This window comes from Halobacillus sp. H74 (genome assembly GCF_052246715.1).
Taxonomy (GTDB): domain Bacteria; phylum Bacillota; class Bacilli; order Bacillales; family Halobacillaceae; genus Halobacillus; species Halobacillus litoralis_A.
Genome location: NZ_JBQQCI010000003.1, coordinates 344,936 through 365,122 on the forward strand (window position 1 = coordinate 344,936; position 20,187 = coordinate 365,122).

17 protein-coding genes are annotated in these 20,187 nt (G+C 43.2%); 12 read left to right on the forward strand and 5 right to left on the reverse strand.

The genetic code is table 11. From position 1 onward, the window contains the following. Positions 1 to 14 precede the first annotated feature (14 nt). A complete protein-coding gene (locus ACTWPX_RS08060) occupies positions 15 to 1,511 on the reverse strand; it encodes a glycine betaine uptake BCCT transporter (protein WP_443119276.1) in 1,497 nt (498 codons plus the stop codon). A 333-nt stretch (positions 1,512 to 1,844) separates the two neighbouring features. On the opposite strand from ACTWPX_RS08060, the gene ACTWPX_RS08065 reads away from it, so the two are divergent. The 4 genes from ACTWPX_RS08065 (at position 1,845) to ACTWPX_RS08080 (ending at position 5,495) form a co-directional block, all read left to right on the forward strand. Next, positions 1,845 to 2,312: a divergent PAP2 family protein gene (locus ACTWPX_RS08065; protein ID WP_128524373.1), complete on the forward strand. Its 468-nt coding sequence runs from the start codon at positions 1,845 to 1,847 to the stop codon at positions 2,310 to 2,312. A 64-nt stretch (positions 2,313 to 2,376) separates the two neighbouring features. Continuing rightward, a complete protein-coding gene (locus ACTWPX_RS08070; RefSeq protein ID WP_443119277.1) occupies positions 2,377 to 2,544 on the forward strand; it encodes a hypothetical protein in 168 nt (55 codons plus the stop codon). Between the two features lie 365 nt (positions 2,545 to 2,909). Next, positions 2,910 to 3,809: a glycine betaine ABC transporter substrate-binding protein gene (locus ACTWPX_RS08075; protein ID WP_443119278.1), complete on the forward strand. Its 900-nt coding sequence runs from the start codon at positions 2,910 to 2,912 to the stop codon at positions 3,807 to 3,809. Positions 3,810 to 4,046: 237 nt separating this feature from the next. Beyond that, a complete protein-coding gene (locus tag ACTWPX_RS08080; RefSeq protein WP_443119279.1) occupies positions 4,047 to 5,495 on the forward strand; it encodes a protein adenylyltransferase SelO in 1,449 nt (482 codons plus the stop codon). 271 nt (positions 5,496 to 5,766) lie between these two features. On the opposite strand, the gene ACTWPX_RS08085 is transcribed toward ACTWPX_RS08080, so the two are convergent. Together ACTWPX_RS08085 and ACTWPX_RS08090 are read right to left on the reverse strand one after the other, a co-directional pair. Beyond that, entirely contained in the window at positions 5,767 to 6,510 is a 744-nt protein-coding gene (locus tag ACTWPX_RS08085; protein ID WP_443119280.1) for an ABC transporter permease, read from the reverse strand. A 16-nt stretch (positions 6,511 to 6,526) separates the two neighbouring features. Beyond that, positions 6,527 to 7,438, reverse strand: coding sequence for an ABC transporter ATP-binding protein (locus ACTWPX_RS08090; protein ID WP_443119281.1), 912 nt, complete (start codon positions 7,436 to 7,438; stop codon positions 6,527 to 6,529). Positions 7,439 to 7,643: 205 nt separating this feature from the next. Between ACTWPX_RS08090 and ACTWPX_RS08095 the strand changes: the two genes are divergently transcribed. The 8 genes from ACTWPX_RS08095 to ACTWPX_RS08130 all read left to right on the forward strand — a co-directional run bounded on the left by ACTWPX_RS08095 (position 7,644) and on the right by ACTWPX_RS08130 (position 16,454). After that, positions 7,644 to 9,557 (forward strand): BglG family transcription antiterminator, encoded by a 1,914-nt coding sequence (locus tag ACTWPX_RS08095; RefSeq protein ID WP_443119282.1) that lies wholly within the window; start codon positions 7,644 to 7,646, stop codon positions 9,555 to 9,557. Positions 9,558 to 9,651: 94 nt separating this feature from the next. Next, positions 9,652 to 11,601: a fructose-specific PTS transporter subunit EIIC gene (locus tag ACTWPX_RS08100; protein WP_443119283.1), complete on the forward strand. Its 1,950-nt coding sequence runs from the start codon at positions 9,652 to 9,654 to the stop codon at positions 11,599 to 11,601. Positions 11,602 to 11,833: 232 nt separating this feature from the next. Further along, entirely contained in the window at positions 11,834 to 12,262 is a 429-nt protein-coding gene (locus ACTWPX_RS08105; RefSeq protein WP_443119284.1) for a MarR family winged helix-turn-helix transcriptional regulator, read from the forward strand. 39 nt (positions 12,263 to 12,301) lie between these two features. Further along, on the forward strand, positions 12,302 to 13,159 hold the full coding sequence (locus ACTWPX_RS08110) for a pirin family protein (RefSeq protein ID WP_443119285.1): 858 nt from the start codon (positions 12,302 to 12,304) through the stop codon (positions 13,157 to 13,159). 235 nt (positions 13,160 to 13,394) lie between these two features. Then, positions 13,395 to 14,615: a GNAT family N-acetyltransferase gene (locus ACTWPX_RS08115; RefSeq protein ID WP_443119286.1), complete on the forward strand. Its 1,221-nt coding sequence runs from the start codon at positions 13,395 to 13,397 to the stop codon at positions 14,613 to 14,615. Positions 14,616 to 14,890: 275 nt separating this feature from the next. After that, positions 14,891 to 15,325, forward strand: coding sequence for a YndM family protein (locus ACTWPX_RS08120; RefSeq protein WP_443119287.1), 435 nt, complete (start codon positions 14,891 to 14,893; stop codon positions 15,323 to 15,325). Between the two features lie 247 nt (positions 15,326 to 15,572). Further along, positions 15,573 to 15,770, forward strand: a complete 198-nt coding sequence (locus ACTWPX_RS08125; RefSeq protein WP_128524349.1) for a cold-shock protein — start codon at positions 15,573 to 15,575, stop codon at positions 15,768 to 15,770. Between the two features lie 486 nt (positions 15,771 to 16,256). Beyond that, positions 16,257 to 16,454, forward strand: a complete 198-nt coding sequence (locus ACTWPX_RS08130; protein ID WP_128524347.1) for a cold-shock protein — start codon at positions 16,257 to 16,259, stop codon at positions 16,452 to 16,454. A 183-nt stretch (positions 16,455 to 16,637) separates the two neighbouring features. Here the strand turns inward: ACTWPX_RS08130 and ACTWPX_RS08135 are convergent, their stop codons facing one another. Both ACTWPX_RS08135 and ACTWPX_RS08140 read right to left on the reverse strand, forming a co-directional pair. Then, complete coding sequence (locus ACTWPX_RS08135; protein WP_443119288.1) at positions 16,638 to 18,599, reverse strand: hypothetical protein; 1,962 nt, start codon at positions 18,597 to 18,599, stop codon at positions 16,638 to 16,640. A 30-nt stretch (positions 18,600 to 18,629) separates the two neighbouring features. Further along, positions 18,630 to 19,889, reverse strand: a complete 1,260-nt coding sequence (locus tag ACTWPX_RS08140) for an ATP-grasp domain-containing protein (protein WP_128524344.1) — start codon at positions 19,887 to 19,889, stop codon at positions 18,630 to 18,632. Between the last annotated feature and the right edge of the window lie 298 nt (positions 19,890 to 20,187).

A 20,187-nucleotide genomic window follows, 5' to 3' on the forward strand; every position in this document is an offset into this window, starting at 1 on the left:
TGATTTTAAAGTGGTTAGTTTCCAGATATTTGGTCAAGTTTTGCTTTGTCTTCTCGTAACGCTTTATACAAGGAATACACCATGAGCAGCATGATGAATGAAAATGGAAAGGCTGCTGAGATCAATGCGTTTTGCAAAGCTTGCAGACCTCCGGTATAGAGGAGTACCGCTGCTGTTGCAGATTGGGCAAATCCCCAAGCAAACTTCACAGCTTTCGGTGGATTCAAGGATCCATTCGTTGTCTGCATACCGAGCACAAACGTCGCGGAATCTGCCGATGTAATGAAGAAAGTGGCGATCAACAGCATCGCAATTATTGAAAGAAGCATGCCTAAAGGATACTGATCAAATACCCCGAACAGCATTTGTTCTGGTGGTAAGCTCGCAAGCTCAGCTCCTTCATCTTGTTTGACGATGGCGGAACTACCGAAGGCGGAAAACCACAGGAAGCTTACGGCTGAAGGAACCAGAAGTACCCCTGATAGAAATTCCCGGATGGTGCGTCCTTTGGAAACTCGGGCGATAAAGATTCCTACAAAAGGAGACCAGGCGATCCACCAGGCCCAGAAAAACACGGTCCAGTTTTTTATCCATGTTTGTTGTTCTTCATTATTCGGTGCGACCCTCAAGCTTTCTTTGGGTAAGGTGTACAGGTAAGCTCCCAGAGAATCGATGAGCATATTCATGATGTAAAGGGTCGGGCCGATCACAAGCATAATAGTGAAAAGCGTAACAGCCAGTCCCATATTGGCATTACTTAAGTATTTGATCCCTTTGCTCAAACCGGTGTAGGCAGAAATCATGAACAGGACAGTGACGATGATAATAATGATCAACTGCACCCAAAATCCCTTATCTATGTTGGTGAGGTAAGTGATTCCGCCATTGATTTGGGCTGCCCCGAATCCAAGGGTTGTGGCGACACCGACGATGGTTGCGAAGACAGCAATGACATCTACCAAAGTGCCCCATGGGCCTTTCATTTTATTTCCGAAGATAGGTTCCAGCGTTGCACTGATTAAACCTGGAGCACCACGGCGGAATTTGAAGTAAGCGAGCACAAGTGCGACGATTGCGTATATTCCCCAGGCGTGGATGCCGTAATGGAAAAAAGTGATTCTCATTGCGTCGGCAAGCGCTTCTGGTGTTCCAGGTTCAGCGAGAGGAGGGTTGGAGATGTATTGCTGAATCGGAGCGGCTGCCCCATAAAAAACCAGCCCGATTCCCATTCCCGCGCTGAATAACATAGCAAACCAGGTGGAATAGCTGTAGTCAGGCTTATCCTCCGGCTGGCCTAATTTCATTTTTCCATATGGACTGAAAATCATATAAATACAAAATACGACGAAAAGGGTAACTATCAATAAATAATACCAACCGAAATGTACGGAAATATAAGATTGGATGTTCATCGTGATTTTTTCTAGATTCTTGGGAGCGATGGACCCCCAACTTACTGAAAATAGTGTAATGGCGAGTGTGATCCAAAATACCGAAGTGACTTTCTTCATTGTCTTCTCCTTTCATGTTTTAGGGGTGAGTAAAATTGACTACTGTAATAGCCAATACCCATCCAGGCTTTTTATAAACAATAAGGGGAAAAATGACGAAACTTGTAGTTTGGATTAATAATCAATATTATCGGCTTACTTTCTTTTGACTCAGCATGATTTATGTAGGCGTATCAGCTCGATTCACTTATAGTATCGCTCAATATTATGAAGGTGTCGGATAGTGTACCAGGTTTCGTTATGAGGACTTTTCACCCGGAATATTGAATAAAACCACGCACAAAGGGTAATGAAAATACAGGAAGCATTATTGCAAAGTGGAGGGAGAACGAAATGCAGAAGATGAACAGAGGAATTTTGACAGCTATTTCTTCAATCGGGATCGCCCAGGCATTGAAGATTCTTACACATAAAAAATTGACGGGAGATTGGGATGTCAAGCAGGTGGCGAGCACAGGTGGTATGCCGAGTTCACATTCAGCGGGCGTGTCAGCACTGGCTACTTATTTAGCAGCGAATAAAGGATCACGTCATCCTGAAACAGCATTAGCCACCATTTTTGGTGTGATCGTCATGTATGATGCACAGGGCATCCGCCGTCATACTGGTGAAATCGCCCAGTTGGTCAATGATTTGGAGGATAACTTTGCGGCTATTTCTGGTGATTTTCCGAGTTTTGAATTCGTTGAGCGGGAAAAAGAATTGAAGGTGCTTTTAGGTCATCAACCGATCGAGGTTCTCGGCGGAGCGGTTTTAGGGATAGGTTTAGGCTTTCTTTCAGCCAAGCTTGAGAATAAGTGATTTTTTTCGGCTATTGGTATAAATAATAGCCAGAGAGAGAGCTTATGTCTAGGAGGTGCTGGATGTGACAAAACCGAATGATACTGGTCTTAACGTGAAGAATGATAAGATTGCAAGCTCAGGAACGAATATTGACGAGGTGAAACGTCGAAATGCCCAGTCAGGGTTGTCGTACAATCAAGTGAAAGAACATTTGGCAAAAACCGTTCAGAATGAAGAAAAACAAGACTAAAGGTATAAAGGCCTGTCCATTGCGTTATAACAATGGGCAGGCTTTTTTGTCGTTAGAATCATTTCAAAGATATCCTCGCGCTCTCTGAGGTTCATCAAGGTGGTCGTCACTTTTGTTTTAGTTTTCTTCTTGAAGAGTGTTTTTTGAATCTTGTGCTTCTCTTCCAATTAGATTTGACATCTAAGCTCAGTACGTTAACATTAACATTGTTCGAAAAAAATTTAACGTTTTTAACAAATTTGTTTTAAGGGAGCGGATTTATGGTTGAATCGCACGATCAAAGGTTAATTTGATCTTTACATATGCGTCGAGTCCGGCGTATAAATCGGAGGATTCAGTTAAAAAATATTTTATAGTGGAGGTTTATGATGATTTTCAAAAAGAGTTTCGGTTTTCTATTAATAGGTTTTATTACACTTACCATCTTAGCCGCTTGTGGCAGCAGTGATGGTGAAGAACAAGCTGGGGGTACAGAAGAAGAGGGTCAGGAAAAAGGAACAATTAAAATGGGGCAAATCAACTGGGCGGAAAATATCGCCGTTACAAATATGTGGAAAGTCATTCTTGAAGAAAAAGGGTACAATGTCGAATTGAACCGTGTAGACATGGGGATGACGATGAGTGCTTTGGCGAGTGGCGAACTTGATACGAGTCTGGAGGTATGGTTGCCAGTCCAAGACGCTAACTATTATGAAAAATATAAAGATGAACTCAATTTCTCCGAAGAAGTCTGGTATGAGAATGCAAAAGTCGGCTTAGTTGTACCGGCGTATATGGAAGATATCAATAGTATTGAAGATTTGAAGGAAAACAAAGAATTATTCGAGGGACAAATTACTGGTTTCGATCCAGGTGCAGGGACAATGGAAGTTACTGAAGAAATGATCAAGGAGTATAACCTTGACTATGAATTGGTCGGAAGTTCTGAACCAGCGATGCTGACAGCTATCGGGGAAGCGATCAAGAAGGAAGAACCGATCGTAGCACCACTGTGGAGCCCTCACCGTATATTTTCTCAATACGACTTGAAATATCTTGAAGATCCAAAAGAAACCTTTGGCGGCACTGAAAAAATTCACCATGCGACGCGCCATGGTTTTGCGGAAGATTTTGAAGAAGTCGATAAATGGCTGAAGGAATGGAAGATGGACGATGACTCTATCGGACAACTGATGACCTATGTAAATGACGCCGAGGAACCGATTGACGGTGCTGAAAAATGGGTGGAAGAAAATCAAGATTTAATTGACGAATGGATTAAATAATGAATGGACAGATGGAGCTGACTAATAGGTCGGCTCCATTTTTGCGTACTTCTGACAGATCACGAGAGAAATTGGTTTGAATAGGACAAACGACGGCAATAATCCTGTTTTTTATGGAAAGAATAAGCACATAACCAGCAAGATTTTTTGACGCTTGGGATAAATCATACAGGATGGCACAAGAATTGAGATATGATATGGTGAAATGAATAAGTCAGAATTCACAAAGGAGATCAAATGACACAAAATAAAGCAGGATGGAATTTTGATAATAGTTATAAACAGTTGCCTGAAATTTTTTATACCGAAACCGAACCGACGCCAGTAGACGATCCGGAGCTGGTAGTTTTCAACGAGTCTTTAGCTGAGGAGCTCGGATTTGAAATTAAAGAAAAAGCCAGTGTTTTTTCAGGAAACCATGTACCAGAAGGGGCGGCGCCGATCGCTCAGGCTTATGCGGGCCATCAGTTCGGACATTTCACCATGTTAGGGGATGGACGAGCTGTACTGCTTGGAGAACACATTCCTTCCTCTGGTAAACGGTTTGATATTCAGTTGAAAGGATCAGGGCTTACTCCTTTTTCCCGTGGTGGTGATGGAAGGGCGACCCTTGGCCCGATGATGCGTGAATACATCATCAGTGAAGCAATGCACGGACTTGGAATTCCCACGAACCGCAGCCTTGCGGTGGTCAAGACAGGAGATTCTGTTTTACGCGAAACCGAACTCCCTGGGGCGATTTTGACGCGTGTTGCTCTCAGTCATCTGCGAATCGGAACTTTTGAGTATGCGGCGAAGTGGGGGACGATAGAGGATAGACGTGCATTGGCTGATTACACCATTCAACGCCATTACCCTGAGATTGAGGAAGATGAGAACAAATATCTGTCTCTTTTTGAAAAAGTAATTGAACAGCAAGCCTCATTGATCGCCAAATGGCTGCTGGTCGGTTTTATTCATGGGGTGATGAACACGGACAACATGACCATAAGCGGTGAAACCATCGACTATGGTCCATGCGCTTTTATGGATGAATATGATCGAAAAACCGTTTTCAGTTCGATCGATACCCAAGGCCGCTATGCCTACTTGAATCAGCCGCCGATCGGTCAATGGAATCTTGCGCGCTTTGCAGAGACCTTGCTGCCGTTTTTCCATGAAAACCAAGAGCAGGCGGTGGAGCTTGCGCAAGAGGCTCATGCGAAATTTGATAAGTTGTATCACAGTCACTGGCTTGAAGGCATGAGGTCTAAACTTGGCCTGTTGAACAAAGAAGCACAGGATGAACCGCTGATTGAAGACCTTCTTGAAATCATGGAGAAAAACAACGCCGATTATACAAATACATTCCGCGCGTTGACGATGGACCAACCGGAAAAGACAGGGATGCAGCATGTAACTGCATTTGTGAATTGGTATGAGCAGTGGAAGAATAGGTTAGCCAGACAGGAAGAATCAGAGAAGGCACCTTATGAACGGATGAAGGTGTCGAATCCGGCCGTTATTCCTCGTAATCACCGCGTTGAAGAGGCCATTGATGCCGCGGTTGATAAAGGCGATTACGGTGTAGCTAAACGCTTAGTCCATGTACTTACTGACCCTTATGCGTATTCGACTGAACAAGAGGAGTATGCCAAGCTCCCTGAGCAGAGAGATCGTCCTTATCGAACGTTTTGCGGGACTTGATGATTGAATGAAGAAGCTGGATTCTCAGTCGGAATCCAGCTTCTTTCAAATTTTTTTAAACCTCAGTCCACGTTCTGGATAACTGTAATTGGTACTTTGAAAATGTTTTAAAATACCTGATTCTATCTCTTTCTATGATTGGCTGGAAAGCTTGCAACTTAGAAATGACCGGTCGAAAATCAAAATCAAAAATGCACCATCCCATTACAAGGATAGTGCATTTTTGATTTTCCATAATATGGATTACCAGAGGAGTATAAGGAATAAAAAATCAACTTCTTGATTGGCGTAAAAATCTTGGATAGGCAAAGTAGGCGATCAGCCCTCCTATGGCTCCTGCTGCAAAGAGAAACAAGCTGTGGAGCCAAATGTCACCTATTACTCCATCTTCTAAAAGAATTTCTTTATATCCATCTAAAGCCCAGTATTGCGGAAGCGCTTTGCTCAGGTTTTGGACGAGGTCTGGCATGATTTCAATTGGCATCCAAAGCCCGCCTAACAGGGCCCCTCCTAAAGCGATGACTTGCGTAAGTGCGATTCCCATGTTTTCTGTTTTGACAAGGACGGCCATGGCCATCCCCCACCCCGTTACAATGAAAGCTAACATGAGTGATAATAGGGTGAGGGCTAAAGGGTCACCCATTGGAAGATCATATACGAGGATTCCAAAACCAAATAGAACCGTAATCTGAATCAACACGATGATCATGAATGGCAGCCATTTCCCCAGGAAGTAATTTTTAATTGGAACAGGGGTGCTGGCTATACGTGCGACCATCCCTCGTTCACGGTCTTTCACAAAGGCGATGACCATCGAAATCATAATGAAGAAAGCGAACATGATCGTATACCCGGGTATGATTTGAGTGACGATTTCCTGTTGGCTGGTACTCTCATCCCCAGAAAAAACCGTAACAAAACCTACAATGAAAACGATCGGCAATACAAAGGTCCAAAACCATAACCCTTTATCCTGTATATTCTTTTTCAATTCTGTCCGTGCAATCGCCCACATAAACGATTCCTCCTCTTTAAGCGTCGCGAAGCTGTGTTCCAGTCAGTTTAAAGAATATATCTTCAAGTCTAGGGTGGTAAAGTTCCAGCCTGCGCGGTTCTTTCCCATTTTCCCTTAGCATCACTATTACTTCTTCCAAAGTTATTAGCGGCTCCTGACTGTCGATGACATATCCGGTCCCTTTTTTCTCAAGGTTTCCAAAAGGGGAGAGCATTTCTTCCTGAATCTCATCTCCGGAAATAAACAAAGATGGCTTAGCGTAGCGTGCTAATAAATCATTCATTTCACCGAATTCCATCAACTGACCTTTATCGATCAGACCGATATGGTCGCATAATAATTCTACTTCTTCCATGTAGTGACTGGAATAGATGATGGTGCTTCCTGCGGCCTTCAGTTGTTTGATGATCGTAAAAATCGAATTTCTGGACTGAGGGTCGATACCGACTGTCGGTTCATCCATGATAATGACCCCAGGTTCGTGGAGCAATGCACAGCCGATATTCAATCGACGCTTCATTCCCCCTGAGAATGTGGAGACCTTATCCTTGCTGCGTTCAAGTAAACCGATCTGGTCCAGGACTTGCTCTATCCGCTTTTCCAAGTGCCTTCCTGAGAGACCATACAACTTGCCGAAAAAAATCAGATTGTCCCTTGCCGTTAATGTGTCCTCCAGGCAAATTTCTTGGGGGACATAGCCGAGCTGTTTTTTAATAGACATACGATCTTTTGAAACAGATCGCTCGTTAACGAGAATATCACCATCGAACTCGAGGAGGATCCCGGATAAAATCTTCATAAGCGTAGATTTTCCTGCACCATTCGGGCCGACCAGACCAAAACAAGTCCCTTCTGCGATGCTTAAGCTGATATCCACCAGCGCTCGGGTCGAGCCATACCTTTTACTAACCTTGTTTACCTCGATCATCAGACAAACTCTCCCTTCTTTTCCTTCTGCCAGTTTATGTGCTTTTAATTCTTTTACGCGTAGGAAAATTTAAAGTTTCAGATTTTTAAAAATGTTTTTGATCGGTGTGAAAAATGAGGGCTCATCATTCTTCCATGGGAAATGATATACTGAGAGAAAGTGCGTCCTTCTGTATATTGAGAATTAATGGAGATGGTGTTCCTTGATGAATGATCGACAAACGGAATTATTACATAAGCTCCTCGTTCATAAAGATGAGGTTTTTCGTGTACAATCGTTAGCTGATGAACTGGAATGTTCTGAAAAAACGTTGAGAAATGATTTGAAGTTGCTCGAACAATTTTTACAAACAGAATCGGCGGCTTACCTTGTTCGGAAGCCAGGGATTGGTATCAGCCTGGTTGCCCCGGAAGAAGAGAAGGCGAAGTTATTCAACCGGCTTTATCAAACAGAAAAGAAAACTGATCAGGACCGGAAACTAGAATTAGCCTACCGAATGCTCGTAGAGGAAAAAGCATTTTCTCTTAATGAATTGGCAGCGGATTATTACACAACTATACCTATGATCAAAAATGATTTGGATGTGATCAGACAGTGGCTTGAAAGTTATCACCTTCAAATTATATCGAAACAACGATTGGGCAGTAAGATCACAGGAGAAGAGCTGGATAAGCGGAATGCTTTAGCCCATTTGTCGGAGCTTGTGGATTCCCGGGCGGATTCCAATCAGAGTGTGATTCAATTATTTCCAGGCTATGAGGTGGATATCGTCAGTCAATTGGTCAGACAGCTTGAGCAGCGTTTTTCTTTCCATTTTGCCGAGGGGGAAAAGGAAAGCCTTGTGATTCATGCATTGGTAATGATTAAACGGACGAGACAGAATTCCTTGATTTCTATTAAAGATGATGAAAAAGCGTCTGTACATCAAACACAAGAATACGAAATGGCGGAGTGGTTCTTTCATAGACTGGGAGAAGTATTGCGGATAAAGTTTCCAATAGAAGAGCAGGTGTACTTTACTTGGCATCTGATCAGTTGTAAAAGTCCTGAATGGTCAGCCTCTTCCACGGACCCATTTGTAAGTGAGGTCATAGACCAGCTGACATTTCAAATGCAGATTATGACAATGAAAAATTTCAGAGATGATCGGGTGCTGATGGATGGTCTTCAAATCCATTTAGCCTCCACCATTCATCGTGTGCGATACGGGCTGACGATTCGTAATCCGATGCTCTCCCAAATTAAGAAGATGTACCCTTATATGTTCAGTATGGTCGTGATGGGGCTAGAAGAAGTAAAACGTAAGTATGAGCTTGCAATCCCGGAAGACGAAGCAGCTTACTTAGTGTTGCATTTTCAGGCTGCTGTGGAAAGGTTGGAAAAACGGAGAAATCGGATGAAGCATGTATTGATTGTGTGTGAATTAGGCATCGGGATGTCTCATCTTCTTCAAGCTAAGCTGGAGCAAACATATAAAGGTTTAGACATAGTGGGTTGTGTGGCTGAACGGAATGTAGATTCCACTCTCAAGCAAAGTCACGTTGATTTCATTATTTCAACTAAGCCGTTGCAAGTAACGGATCCCCCTCATATCGTGATTTCCCCTTTGCTGGAAGCTGAGGATAAAAAGCAGTTGGATCGCTTTTTACAATCTATGGACGAAAACGGAAATAAAGGATTTAACATGCGTTCCCTCATCGAATACATCCATGAAGATTTCTGCATTCTGAAAGCCCCTTTTGAACATCGTTTCAAAGTGATAGAAGGCTTGGCAGACGTTTTGTCAGAAAAAGGCAGAGTAAAGCCGACTTTCGGCCACCGCACCTTATTAAGGGAACGATCTTCCGCTACGGCCATAGGGGGCGGTATTGCCATTCCTCACGCTCCTTCTGAAGAGGTTCATCAAACTACGATCGCAATCGTTACTTTAGATGAACCATTGGTATGGGGAGATGAAAAAGTGACGGTCGTGTTTATGTTAGCGATTGCTCCTAATGATCAGAAAAGAACACGCCCACTTATGCAGGCCATATCAAAGATCAGCGAACACCCTGAGCTAGTGGAAAAAATCAGGCGGGCGGATAATTTTTCCGAAATGAAACAGGTGCTGTTGAAATAATTCATTTTTACCACAGCTGCGGTAAAAATGAATTATTTTTTGTGAGGAAAAATGACTTATGCTTAAGATAGATCAATTATGAGGAGGGAACGTGATGAAGATATTAGCTGTGACCGCTTGCCCTGTCGGTATTGCCCATACCTATATGGCTGCTGAGAATTTGCAAAAAGCAGGAGACGAGATGGGAGTAAAGATGAAAGTGGAAACACAAGGCTCGATCGGCGTGGAAAATGAATTGACTGAAAAAGATATTGCCGAAGCCGACGGGATTATTATTGCAAGTGATAAAGAAGTTTCAAAAGAGAGATTTGGCGGGAAGAAGTTGTTAGTTGTCGGCGTGCAGGAAGGTATCCGTGAGCCGGAGAAATTGATCCAAAAAATCATCGACAATGATGTATCCGTTTACAAAGGGGATATGCCCTCAGCTGAAACTGTAAAACAAAAGAAAAAGGAGAAGGAAAACCCGATTTACCGTCACTTGATGAATGGTGTTTCTTACATGATTCCATTTATCGTAGTAGGGGGCCTGCTGATTGCAATCTCATTAGCTCTTGGAGGAAACCAGACCGCAGAGGGGATTCAAATTCCTGATGATTCTTTCTGGAAACAGATTGAAAGCCTGGGAGCTGCCTCCTTCAGTTTTATGGTTCCGATCTTAGCAGGATTCATCGCTTACAGTATTGCTGACCGGCCAGGATTAGCCCCTGGGATCATCGGCGGCTATATCGCAGCTGATGGAAGTTTTTACGGAAGTGAAGCTGGAGCAGGATTCATCGGCGGTATTATTGCTGGTTTCTTAGCAGGATATGTGGTCCTTGCCATTAAAAAGATTAAAGTACCGAAAGCCATTCAACCCGTGATGCCGATTATTTTCATTCCGATTATAGGTTCATTGATTGTCGGTCTCGCTTTTATATTTGTCATTGGTGCGCCTGTGGCAGGAATTTTCGAAGGATTGACAGCATGGTTGGAAGGCATGCAAGGGACGAGTGCCGTCTTACTTGCCCTTATTCTAGGTGGAATGATTGCTATTGATATGGGAGGACCTTTCAATAAGGTAGCATTCTTATTCGGTGCAGCTATGATCGCTGAAGGCAACTATGAAATCATGGGCGCTATTGCCGTAGCGATTTGTATTCCTCCAATAGGAATGGGGCTTGCAACATTCATTAACAAAAAGAAATATCACCAAGCGGAGCGGGAAACAGGAAAAGCATCGTTCACAATGGGCTTGTTCGGGATAACGGAAGGTGCGATTCCATTTGCTGCCCAAGATCCACTGCGAGTGATACCGAGTATTGTGGTCGGTTCGATGACTGGTGCAGTAGTCGCTATGTTAAGTAGTGTTGGAGACAGGGTTGCCCATGGTGGACCGATCGTTGCTGTTTTAGGAGCGGTGGATAATGTTTTCATGTTCTTTGTTGCAGCTGCGATTGGTGTGGTCGTTACTGCTTTCATGGTTAACCTTCTGAAAAAAGATGTAGCAGCAGTTGAGAGCATACCGGGAGATAACGGGATCGAGGAAACAAAAGAACCAGAAGAAGAAGAAAAAAAGGCAGAAGCATCTCAAACACAACCCAAAAAAATTTCAAAATTGACGGATATTACCACGCCGGAACTAATCAATATTGATCTGGCAGGGGCGACACGTGATGACGTCATAGATGAATTGATTCAAACTCTGGATCACAATGAAATCTTAGTTTCACAAACTGATTTCAAAAAAGCGATCATCAACCGGGAAAACCAAAGCACGACAGGACTCGGGATGAACATCGCAATACCGCACGGTAAATCATCTGCTGTGAAAAATCCAGCCGTCGTTTTTGGCATGAAGCGGGACGGAGTAGATTGGAACAGTATGGATGGCACAGATGCGAAACTTATTTTCATGATTGCCGTTCCAGAAAACCGGCAGGGAGATGACCATTTGAAAATCTTACAAATGTTGTCCCGGCAACTTATGGATGAACAGTTCAGAGAAGAGCTATTGAATGTACAGACGAAAGAAGAAGCCTATGAACTATTACAAAAAGTGAAATGAAGGACTGACTAGTGATACCTGCTTTCCCCTGCTAACTGAAGGGGAAGCAGGTATTTTCATTAGAGCGGATAAAATGGATAAATACCCCACCTCAGGTCATCCAATTTCTGGATGACCTGAGGAAAAGCAGTTTACCCATCTATATTTTGACAATCGGTTTCCTGGTTTTTATAATGGAAATAACAAATAGTATGTGTAGCAACTATTTCTTCATACCGAAAGAAGGTATCTAATGAATTTGAGCTTTCAAGATTATATAAGTATTAAACTTCACAAGACCGATTTGAAGTTGACGGGTTACATCAAGTCCCAGTTAGAACCTTATAACCTTGCACCAGAGCAGAACCTCATTATGATGCTGCTTTGGGAGAAAGACGGGATGACCCAAAATCAGCTCGCAGAAAAATTAGCCAAAGATAAAACAAACATTGCACGTATGGCTTCCAACCTCGAGAAGAAAGGCTTTATCAAACGTTGTTTTTGCCCGAATGACCGACGGGCATTGGAACTTTATTTGACTGAGGGCGGCAGGGAGTTGAAAGAAAAAGTCGTGCCTGTAGCAGAAAGATTCAATGATGTAGTGACAGAAGGAATTTCTGAGGAAGAGTTACAAGAATTGGACCGGCTTCTTACAAAAATGGAGCAGAATATTGGTGGATGAGTGGTTGCAGCAGCTAATCTCTCTGAAAGGATGATAGAAATGACGGAAAGATATCTTAGAGAGGTGAAAGATCATTGGTATGTGAAATACAACGAGATGGGTTTCCCGGCAATTCAGAAGGGCTGGGTATTGCCAGCGGATCGCTGGAAAGAATTCGATCCATTCATCCTGATGGCGGAGGACTGGTTTAAAAAAGGAACGTTCCCGGACCACCCGCACCGTGGTTTTCAGACAGTCACTTATGTGGTCGATGGGCGCTTGGAACACATTGATAATGGTGGCGGGCGCGATATTCTCGAGCCAGGTGATGTCCAGTACATGAACGCCGGATGGGCTGCCCGTCATGCTGAAGATGGGGTAGAGAACGACGTTGCTCACACGTTGCAATTGTGGTTGAATCTTCCTGAAGATAAGAAAAAATCCGAAACGATTTATCAGAATGTATATGGGGAAGATGCTCCTGTTGTACCTTTCGAAGGTGGATCTGTGAAAGTTTTCTCTGGAAAAGTGGCTGGCGCAGAAGGGCCCTTGGATTCAATCGTGCCCATTACATTAAGCGAAGTCACTTTATCTGAACAGGCCGAGTGCACACTTGATTTGCCCGAAAATCATAACGCCTTTTTATATGTATTGGCAGGAGATGTAGATGCCGGGGCGAATAATGTCAATCTGAAAAAGCATGGCGTTGGGACTCTGACGTTTAATGAAGAAGGAAAAGGGAAGAGCGAACTTCAGCTTAAGTCCCACAAACGGCGCACGAAAGTGTTGGTGTATTCTGGAGCGCCGATCAGAGAAGAGATCGTGCCACATGGTCCGTTTGTAATGAATTCGATGGAAGAGATCAAACAGGCATATGATGATTTTCGCAGCGGGAAGTTTGGCCCGCCGGCGTTATAAATAGTTCGATGAGAAAGACTCCTTAAAATTCGGGAGTCTTTTTTTAGTTGATTGGGTCATTTGTAAAAATAATAGTTAAATGTATTATGTAATTCTAGACTTGACATTAGCCGATAAGTGGGCATCACGTCTTTTTATATTTTCACCTTTTCATAAGTCGACATGGTAGGATGAATAGAAAGAGGTACAGCCAAGTAAATAAATGTGACACTCTTTATTAAAGGAGGAGCTGGATATGTATTTTAAAGAAATTGAAAACTTCACTGCGTTTACGGAGTTGTCCCAACGCTGCTATCCAGGAATGGGGTTGGATACGAAGGAAGAAAAAGATCGCTATATGAAGCATCGCGAAAAAATGGCCCAAGAAAATACGATTCGTCACATCGGGTTATATGATGAAGAGAATTTAATTGGTGCGTTTATCGAGTATGACCATCAGATGAACGTACACGGTGCATCTGTCCAAGCAGCTGGTATAGGTACAGTGGCAGTCGACTTACCTTATAAAAAACAGGGCCATGCAAAGCGGATTGTGAAGAAGTTTTTACAGGATGCGAGAAAAAATGGGTTTGTGATTGCACATCTATACCCTTTTCAACCTACCTTTTACAAAAAGATGGGATTCGGATTAGGCCCCAGCTTAGCAACGTATCAGTTCCGGCCAGTGCAGCTTCCAATCTTTGAGGGGGCACTTCCAGTCGAGACTTTGAGTGATGCGAATAAAACCGAAGTTCGGAATTGTTACCAACGGTGGGCAAGAAAGACTCATGGAGCTACAGATATCGAGGAATACGGATTTTCCTTTTTGGAAAAAGAAAATTTGCATACATTTGGGGTGAGGAAGGAGGGCGGTCTTGAAGGTTATGTAACATGTGAATTCAAGGGAGGAAAACACTTTTTGGAAAACGATTTATATATAAAGAACTTTTTTCATACTTCACGAGAAGCGTATCAAGCTTTGATCCAATTTCTACATAATCAAAAGGACCAAGTACGTACCATCCACTTTCCGACGTTTGATAAGGAATTCTCGTATTTACTGAATGACCCAGTTCATACAGATGAGAATTTGATTTTTGGGATCTATCATAAGACGAGTGTACAAGGAAAGGGACTAATGTATCGGATTTTAGATATGGACGGGTTTATCGAAAAGACCAACCCTAATCGTTTTGGGGAGGAGACTGTACGGGTGGGTTGGAAAGTGGCAGACACTTTATTAGAAGAAACTTATGACAGAGTGTGGCAGTTTACAAAAGGAGAGGCTTCTTTGACAGACGATCCTGCTGAAGTTACGGTGACGATTGATATTGGAAACTTCTCATCTCTAATGATGGGTTGTGTCACATTGGAGGGTTTGTTGATCAGCAGGGCGGCGAGTGTTGAGGGTGAGGAGGAAAAGGTGCTGAACCTTTTTCAAGGCCATCAAACGCCGCAGTGTTGGACGTTTTTTTAATCACTTACATTTAAAAAAATAATCACAAAGCTTGACTGAAGTATTTTCGGTCAAGCTTTTTTTCAGTTTAAGAAATAAATAATGTTGAAATTCATCTAACCAAACTCTGGAGAGACTAATTGAGGTCAAAGTGTTTTTGCTCTTATTTTTTAGATTTGGGTTGAGGATTTGTTTTTGAAGAAAAGAAACAGTTTCCAGATTTCCATTGATGAAACTCTGTTGTATAGAGTGATGGTTATCGTAAAAGATAAGCATTGGAAGGAGGTGTGATTAATATGGAGCACATCAAACTGTTGGCCATCAAATTTTTTGTGACATTGGCCTTCCTTTATATTGTCTTAGGTGCCGGGTATGATATGGCGTTCGGAAACGTCTTTTTGATTACAATGGTTGTCAGTCTCCTCTCATATGTGGTGGGGGATATGATCATCATGCCGAGAACGAACAATACGATTGCAACAATTTCAGATTTTGTTCTGGCTTTTGTCATCATTTACTTCATGAGTGATGCATTGACTGTTGGAGGGGACTTGTTTACGGCGTCCTTAATATCTTCAGTAGGTTTAGCGGTTTTTGAGTATATGTTCCACAAATATGTAAGAAGCGAGTTAGAGGAAGACACAGGGGCAAATGAAGTGGAGACAAATGTAGCGCAGCTGCGCGCGGAGGCTTCGGAAGAATTAACGCCGTATCCTGAAGACGACGAGTAATAAGTGTAAGTTGATTATTCGAATGTTACTTTCGCGCTTATTGACTGCTACCCTTTTCAATAGGACTGCAAAAAATACTGAATGATGTTGACAGATGATGATCAGGCAGATATAATGGGAGTTAATTATTCTTGTTCGTTTACGAATGAAAGCTAAAGTAACTTGAAAGTCACTTTCGTCTGAATGAATTCGCAGAGCAATAATAGTAATACAATGTGGATGACACATCCACGCAGGAGGTAACAACATGTTACAAGGTACAGTTAAATGGTTCAACGCAGAAAAAGGTTTCGGTTTTATTGAAGTAGAAGGTCAAGACGATGTATTCGTTCATTTCTCTGCTATTCAAGGCGAAGGCTTCAAGACTCTAGAAGAAAACGAAACAGTTTCTTTTGAAATTGTTGAAGGCGACCGTGGCCCACAAGCTGCTAACGTCCAAAGATAAGTAAGAGGAAAGAGGCTTCCGATTAATCGGAAGCCTCTTTTTTTTGCAATCTGAAAAAATATAAAATTACATCCATTGAATATCTTGGGCTGCTTTGGCTCACTCCAAGTAGGAGCGTTCTTTTAATTTTTGTATAGCTAACTTCATCTGTTCCTTTCTATGGGAAGTAAACACTGCCAAGTTTAAAACTGGAGGGTAAAAACATGTTGCTTGGTCGCTCTTGTTCCCGATCAGTTAGATCATACGTTTTTCTTTTGATCAGATTCCACTTCCTGCAGCACTCAAGAAATAAAATAACGTATTCATAAAAAAATTTCAGGGACCGCTTGACGGAATGGGCAGATCGGGTTATAATTAAAATTAATTATTCTTGTTCGTTTACGAGTGAAAGCTAAAGTAACTAGAAAGTCACTTTCGTCTTGAATGAATATGCAGAGCAAAAATAGTAATACATTGTGGAATAGTTCCACGCAGGAGGCAACACATATGGTACAAGGTACAGTTAAATGGTTCAACGCAGAAAAAGGTTTCGGTTTTATTGAAGTAGAAGGTCAAGACGATGTATTCGTTCATTTCTCTGCTATTCAAGGTGAAGGTTTCAAAACTCTAGAAGAGAACGAAACTGTTTCTTTCGAAATCGAAGAAGGCAGCCGTGGCCCACAAGCCGCTAACGTTCAAAAATAAGTAACATAAAAAAGACTTCCGGTATTCCGGAAGTCTTTTTTTGTTGTCTTAGGAAATCGTAAAATCTGCTTGTGCTTACAGAGCCTAGACACTTAACAAGTCAATCAACGATGTGAAGAAAACTCCACGTACGTTGTTTGTCTTGTGCTTGTCGTGTCTCCCCGGACGCTTCCACTTTTAATTTCACACCCAAGTGTAATCTTTCCCCCAGCTTTCCTGCGCTAGCTGGCGGATGTTCTCTACGATCGAGTGTTCCACTGCATAGGCCTCTCCCTGTTCGTAAGGATTGTAGTGGAAGGCGTAGAGGCGGGAGACGAATTCGTGGAAAGGGAGGGAACTTTCGCCTTCTGCTTCGCCATATCCGCCTACGCTTGGTTCAATGTTCTGTCCCCAGTTTTGTGAGCCGTCGTTGTTCGGATTGTAAAAATAAATCCGTTCTACGCCGTTTGGATCCTTGCCGATTTTTGTAATGGAAACGGCGTGCAGGCCAAGAAGTTTGCCGTGGACGTTCGTAATGAAAATTCCGACAGGATTAGGGTAAATCAATTCATAGTCATCGTTATATTCAGGATGGTGCGTCGCGTAGAACAGCTTGACGAAGCCGGAATAATCGAGCACATACCCTGTAATAGGATCGAATACAGAACTGAAGCCTTTTTGAACCCAGTTCCCATAGAAAGCTGGATTGACCCAGCGGTGCCCGTCATCGCCGCGCAAAGCGACTCGGGTCATCATTTCACTATAAATCCGGTCGAGGTGTGGCACTAAGACTAAAGAAACAGGGTCGAGCTCTTTATCCAGGTCTGGTGCAAGGCCGCCCTTCAGGTCTTTCGAATGAATGGGCGTCCCCTCGAATGTGAAATCGAGATCGCCGTCACGGGCAGCCCGCGGGATGATTTCAAGCAAAAATCCAGGGGCATGCTGAGCCCATAAGCTAATGCCTCGTGCAGCTTGGCAGGTCGGATTAAACCCTTGGCCGACGCCCAATGGCTGGCCAAGAATTTGGATGGCTCCAGCGACAAGGATGCTGTTGGCTGTTACACCTTCTCCTTGAGCAGTTGTAGAATACAAAGCGTTGCGTACGTCTGGGCGAATGTCGAGTTCAACCAATCTCCGTAATCCCGGTGCAACGGGGGAATGTGATAAGATACCACGTTCAAGCATCATTGCTAATCCGTATATCGCCTGGCGAGTGGCCGGAAAAATAGAAGAGCGAATCAGTTGAATGACAAGTTCCCGGTTTTCTTCTAGGTTGGCACTGCCTTTGCTGTTTAAATTGAGTGTATATGCGAGCAGACCGGGATTCTTTTTACTTAAAAAACGAATCAGTGTAGCATGGTGTGGTGCGACAAGCCCGGTTTCACGCATGGATTGTGCTAAAGCGACGCTCTCTGAAATCAAATCGGTCCTTGTGAGCAGCTTCAACTGTGAACGATAGGCATGCACGTCGTTGAACTGAGCGCTCAATGTTGAAGGCCCTTCAATCGCAGCAATGAACTGTTTCAGCTCCGCTTTGTCTTTTTCTTCAGATTCCTGTTCTACCATTTTCTTCGCCATTTTGATCATCGAAACGATCCGTTTGATCATGATCGGGCGCTGGGAGGTCAGGCGTTTGATTTCATCAATCAGCGTCTGGACAAGTGCGGTGGACGACAAATGATTAGAGAGGAATTGGAATAGCTTTTCCGCTTTTTCATCATTCTCATGGTTCTCTATTCGGGCACTTTCACTTGCATCTGGAAACAATAGGTTCAGGTTCAGGACCATTACTTCATTTAAGAACTCTTCTGCCATTTTCGCTGAAACGTTCGAATTAGCTGTTTTTCCTTCAGCAATAGCAAGCATGCGCAACTCACTTAACACTTCGATAATCATCGGCAGGCCTTTAGCTTTCAATGAACCAGCGACAAGGGGAGGTTGCAATTTTTCTGCTGCTTCCCAGGGCCCGTCTTGAAATACACCTGATTCTTCAAAGCGGTAAGCATGTTGATATAGCTTTTCAAGCCCATCCTCTGCTTCTATCAGGCGGTTGGCCTCCTGATAGACGTCTGTTTGGTATTTCATTTTTGCAAAAGAATGAGCATTTGCTAACCCGTCTAAGGCATGAGTGAATCGCTCCGCAAGGACATCAGTCGTTTGAGGCATCGGACCTCTCCTTTCTCTATCAGTGACCGCTTATACGTAGAAATTATACTGTTCGTAGGCTTTGAGCAGCTCTGTCATTTCTTCACTATCTCTGCCATAGAAAAAGATTGTTCCATAATGATTTCCGAAACCGACACGTTCTGCCACTTTTCCTTGTGGAGGTGTGAACATGTCATGCTTCTCGAAGTATGGATGCTCTTCAAGCTCATCCGGAATTTTCAAGTCTTCCACATAATCAACATTCGGGTGCACCATCAGACATCCGGCGTACTTTTCGTAGGAGTAAGGATCCGGAAAAAATTCACGAATTTCCTCTTCGGTCGTATTCGGATCACTGCACAAAATTTGCGCTTCATAAGCACTGAATCCATAGGCGCGCTCGATTAAATCGAAAATATGTCCGCCTGGTACACGTGCTGCGACTTCGCCAAAGTGAAGTGTGCCATCTTGCGTAATGAAATATTCTGGATGGATGACACCATACTCGATTTCAAAAGCGTCGACGAGCTGCTGGACCGCACGTTCGATCAGAGGTCTTTTTTCCTCCAGTGCAGGTGAAGCTGGTACGAAGTTGGAGTACCCCAATTTGACATATTCGGTGATGTTGAGAAAACGGACTTTGCCTTTGTGAATGAAAGCTTCCACTGAAAATTCCTGTCCATCCAAGTGGCTCTCCATCAGTAATGGAAAATCAGTGTCTACAATGCGGTCGATATCATCTTTATTATAAATAGCCAAGTGACCGACAGATCCTGCTTTATCGAGCGGCTTCACATGGATCGGGTCGAGGTGGTCACCTTCGAGCTTCAACAGAGCTTCATTGACACGTTTCAAGAATCGTTCAACATCCTCTTTGTCTCGTGCTTCTTCAAACACACCGACTTTAATGCCTGAAATCTGTGCTTTACGCTTCATCATCCCTTTATCACGAAGTAACAGGGAACGGTTGAATACACGAGGATCTTCACGGAAACGTGCATTTAAAGCACCGGCCCATTCCACACATTCTTCATATAATGGGACTGCGACTTCTACGCCCATTTCCTTTAACTGCATGTACAAATGATCAGAGCTTTCGTTGATTTTGTTAAAATCCCAACCGACAAACGGGATATCATGTTTCTCCGCATACATTTGGAAATCTGACGGACCTACAACGACAAAGGGACGATTCATCCTTGCTGCTGCCTCAATCGCTTGCACACTCCAACCTATCAGTGCCGTATAATACGGTTTCGTTTTCTCAGTTTCCTCCACAGTCGCATTCAATTCAAGTTGATCCAGTTCCATTTCGATCCCTCTCCTTTTTTAGTGAAAACAAAAATATAAGAAACTTTGACATTGTTACTCTAAAAGTACCAGAAGCAGCCAAGAACTGTAAGTGTTTTTGGCTGTGTCGACAAAACTAGTGTTCGTTCTACAATGAACTCACCAAGAAAGAAGCTGATAACTTCACGCTGGTTCTAAAAATGATGGTTTGGATGGCTATCGACCTGTATGGTGTCGTCATCTGTTTTGCGAACCGTTATTTATAATGCTTAAATGGAAGGCACAACTTTGCTGTCCTTCTTAATAAATGGAAAAAGCC

Excerpts from the sequence above, each read along its gene's own strand:
- ACTWPX_RS08060 (WP_443119276.1), bottom strand. The coding sequence starts at position 1,511 with ATGAAGAAAGTCACTTCGGTATTTTGGATCACACTCGCCATTACACTA.
- ACTWPX_RS08065 (WP_128524373.1), top strand. The coding sequence starts at position 1,845 with ATGCAGAAGATGAACAGAGGAATTTTGACAGCTATTTCTTCAATCGGG.
- ACTWPX_RS08075 (WP_443119278.1), top strand. The coding sequence starts at position 2,910 with ATGATGATTTTCAAAAAGAGTTTCGGTTTTCTATTAATAGGTTTTATT.
- ACTWPX_RS08080 (WP_443119279.1), top strand. The coding sequence starts at position 4,047 with ATGACACAAAATAAAGCAGGATGGAATTTTGATAATAGTTATAAACAG.
- ACTWPX_RS08085 (WP_443119280.1), bottom strand. The coding sequence starts at position 6,510 with ATGTGGGCGATTGCACGGACAGAATTGAAAAAGAATATACAGGATAAA.
- ACTWPX_RS08090 (WP_443119281.1), bottom strand. The coding sequence starts at position 7,438 with ATGATCGAGGTAAACAAGGTTAGTAAAAGGTATGGCTCGACCCGAGCG.
- ACTWPX_RS08095 (WP_443119282.1), top strand. The coding sequence starts at position 7,644 with ATGAATGATCGACAAACGGAATTATTACATAAGCTCCTCGTTCATAAA.
- ACTWPX_RS08100 (WP_443119283.1), top strand. The coding sequence starts at position 9,652 with ATGAAGATATTAGCTGTGACCGCTTGCCCTGTCGGTATTGCCCATACC.
- ACTWPX_RS08105 (WP_443119284.1), top strand. The coding sequence starts at position 11,834 with ATGAATTTGAGCTTTCAAGATTATATAAGTATTAAACTTCACAAGACC.
- ACTWPX_RS08110 (WP_443119285.1), top strand. The coding sequence starts at position 12,302 with ATGACGGAAAGATATCTTAGAGAGGTGAAAGATCATTGGTATGTGAAA.
- ACTWPX_RS08115 (WP_443119286.1), top strand. The coding sequence starts at position 13,395 with ATGTATTTTAAAGAAATTGAAAACTTCACTGCGTTTACGGAGTTGTCC.
- ACTWPX_RS08120 (WP_443119287.1), top strand. The coding sequence starts at position 14,891 with ATGGAGCACATCAAACTGTTGGCCATCAAATTTTTTGTGACATTGGCC.
- ACTWPX_RS08125 (WP_128524349.1), top strand. The coding sequence starts at position 15,573 with ATGTTACAAGGTACAGTTAAATGGTTCAACGCAGAAAAAGGTTTCGGT.
- ACTWPX_RS08130 (WP_128524347.1), top strand. The coding sequence starts at position 16,257 with ATGGTACAAGGTACAGTTAAATGGTTCAACGCAGAAAAAGGTTTCGGT.
- ACTWPX_RS08135 (WP_443119288.1), bottom strand. The coding sequence starts at position 18,599 with ATGCCTCAAACGACTGATGTCCTTGCGGAGCGATTCACTCATGCCTTA.
- ACTWPX_RS08140 (WP_128524344.1), bottom strand. The coding sequence starts at position 19,889 with ATGGAACTGGATCAACTTGAATTGAATGCGACTGTGGAGGAAACTGAG.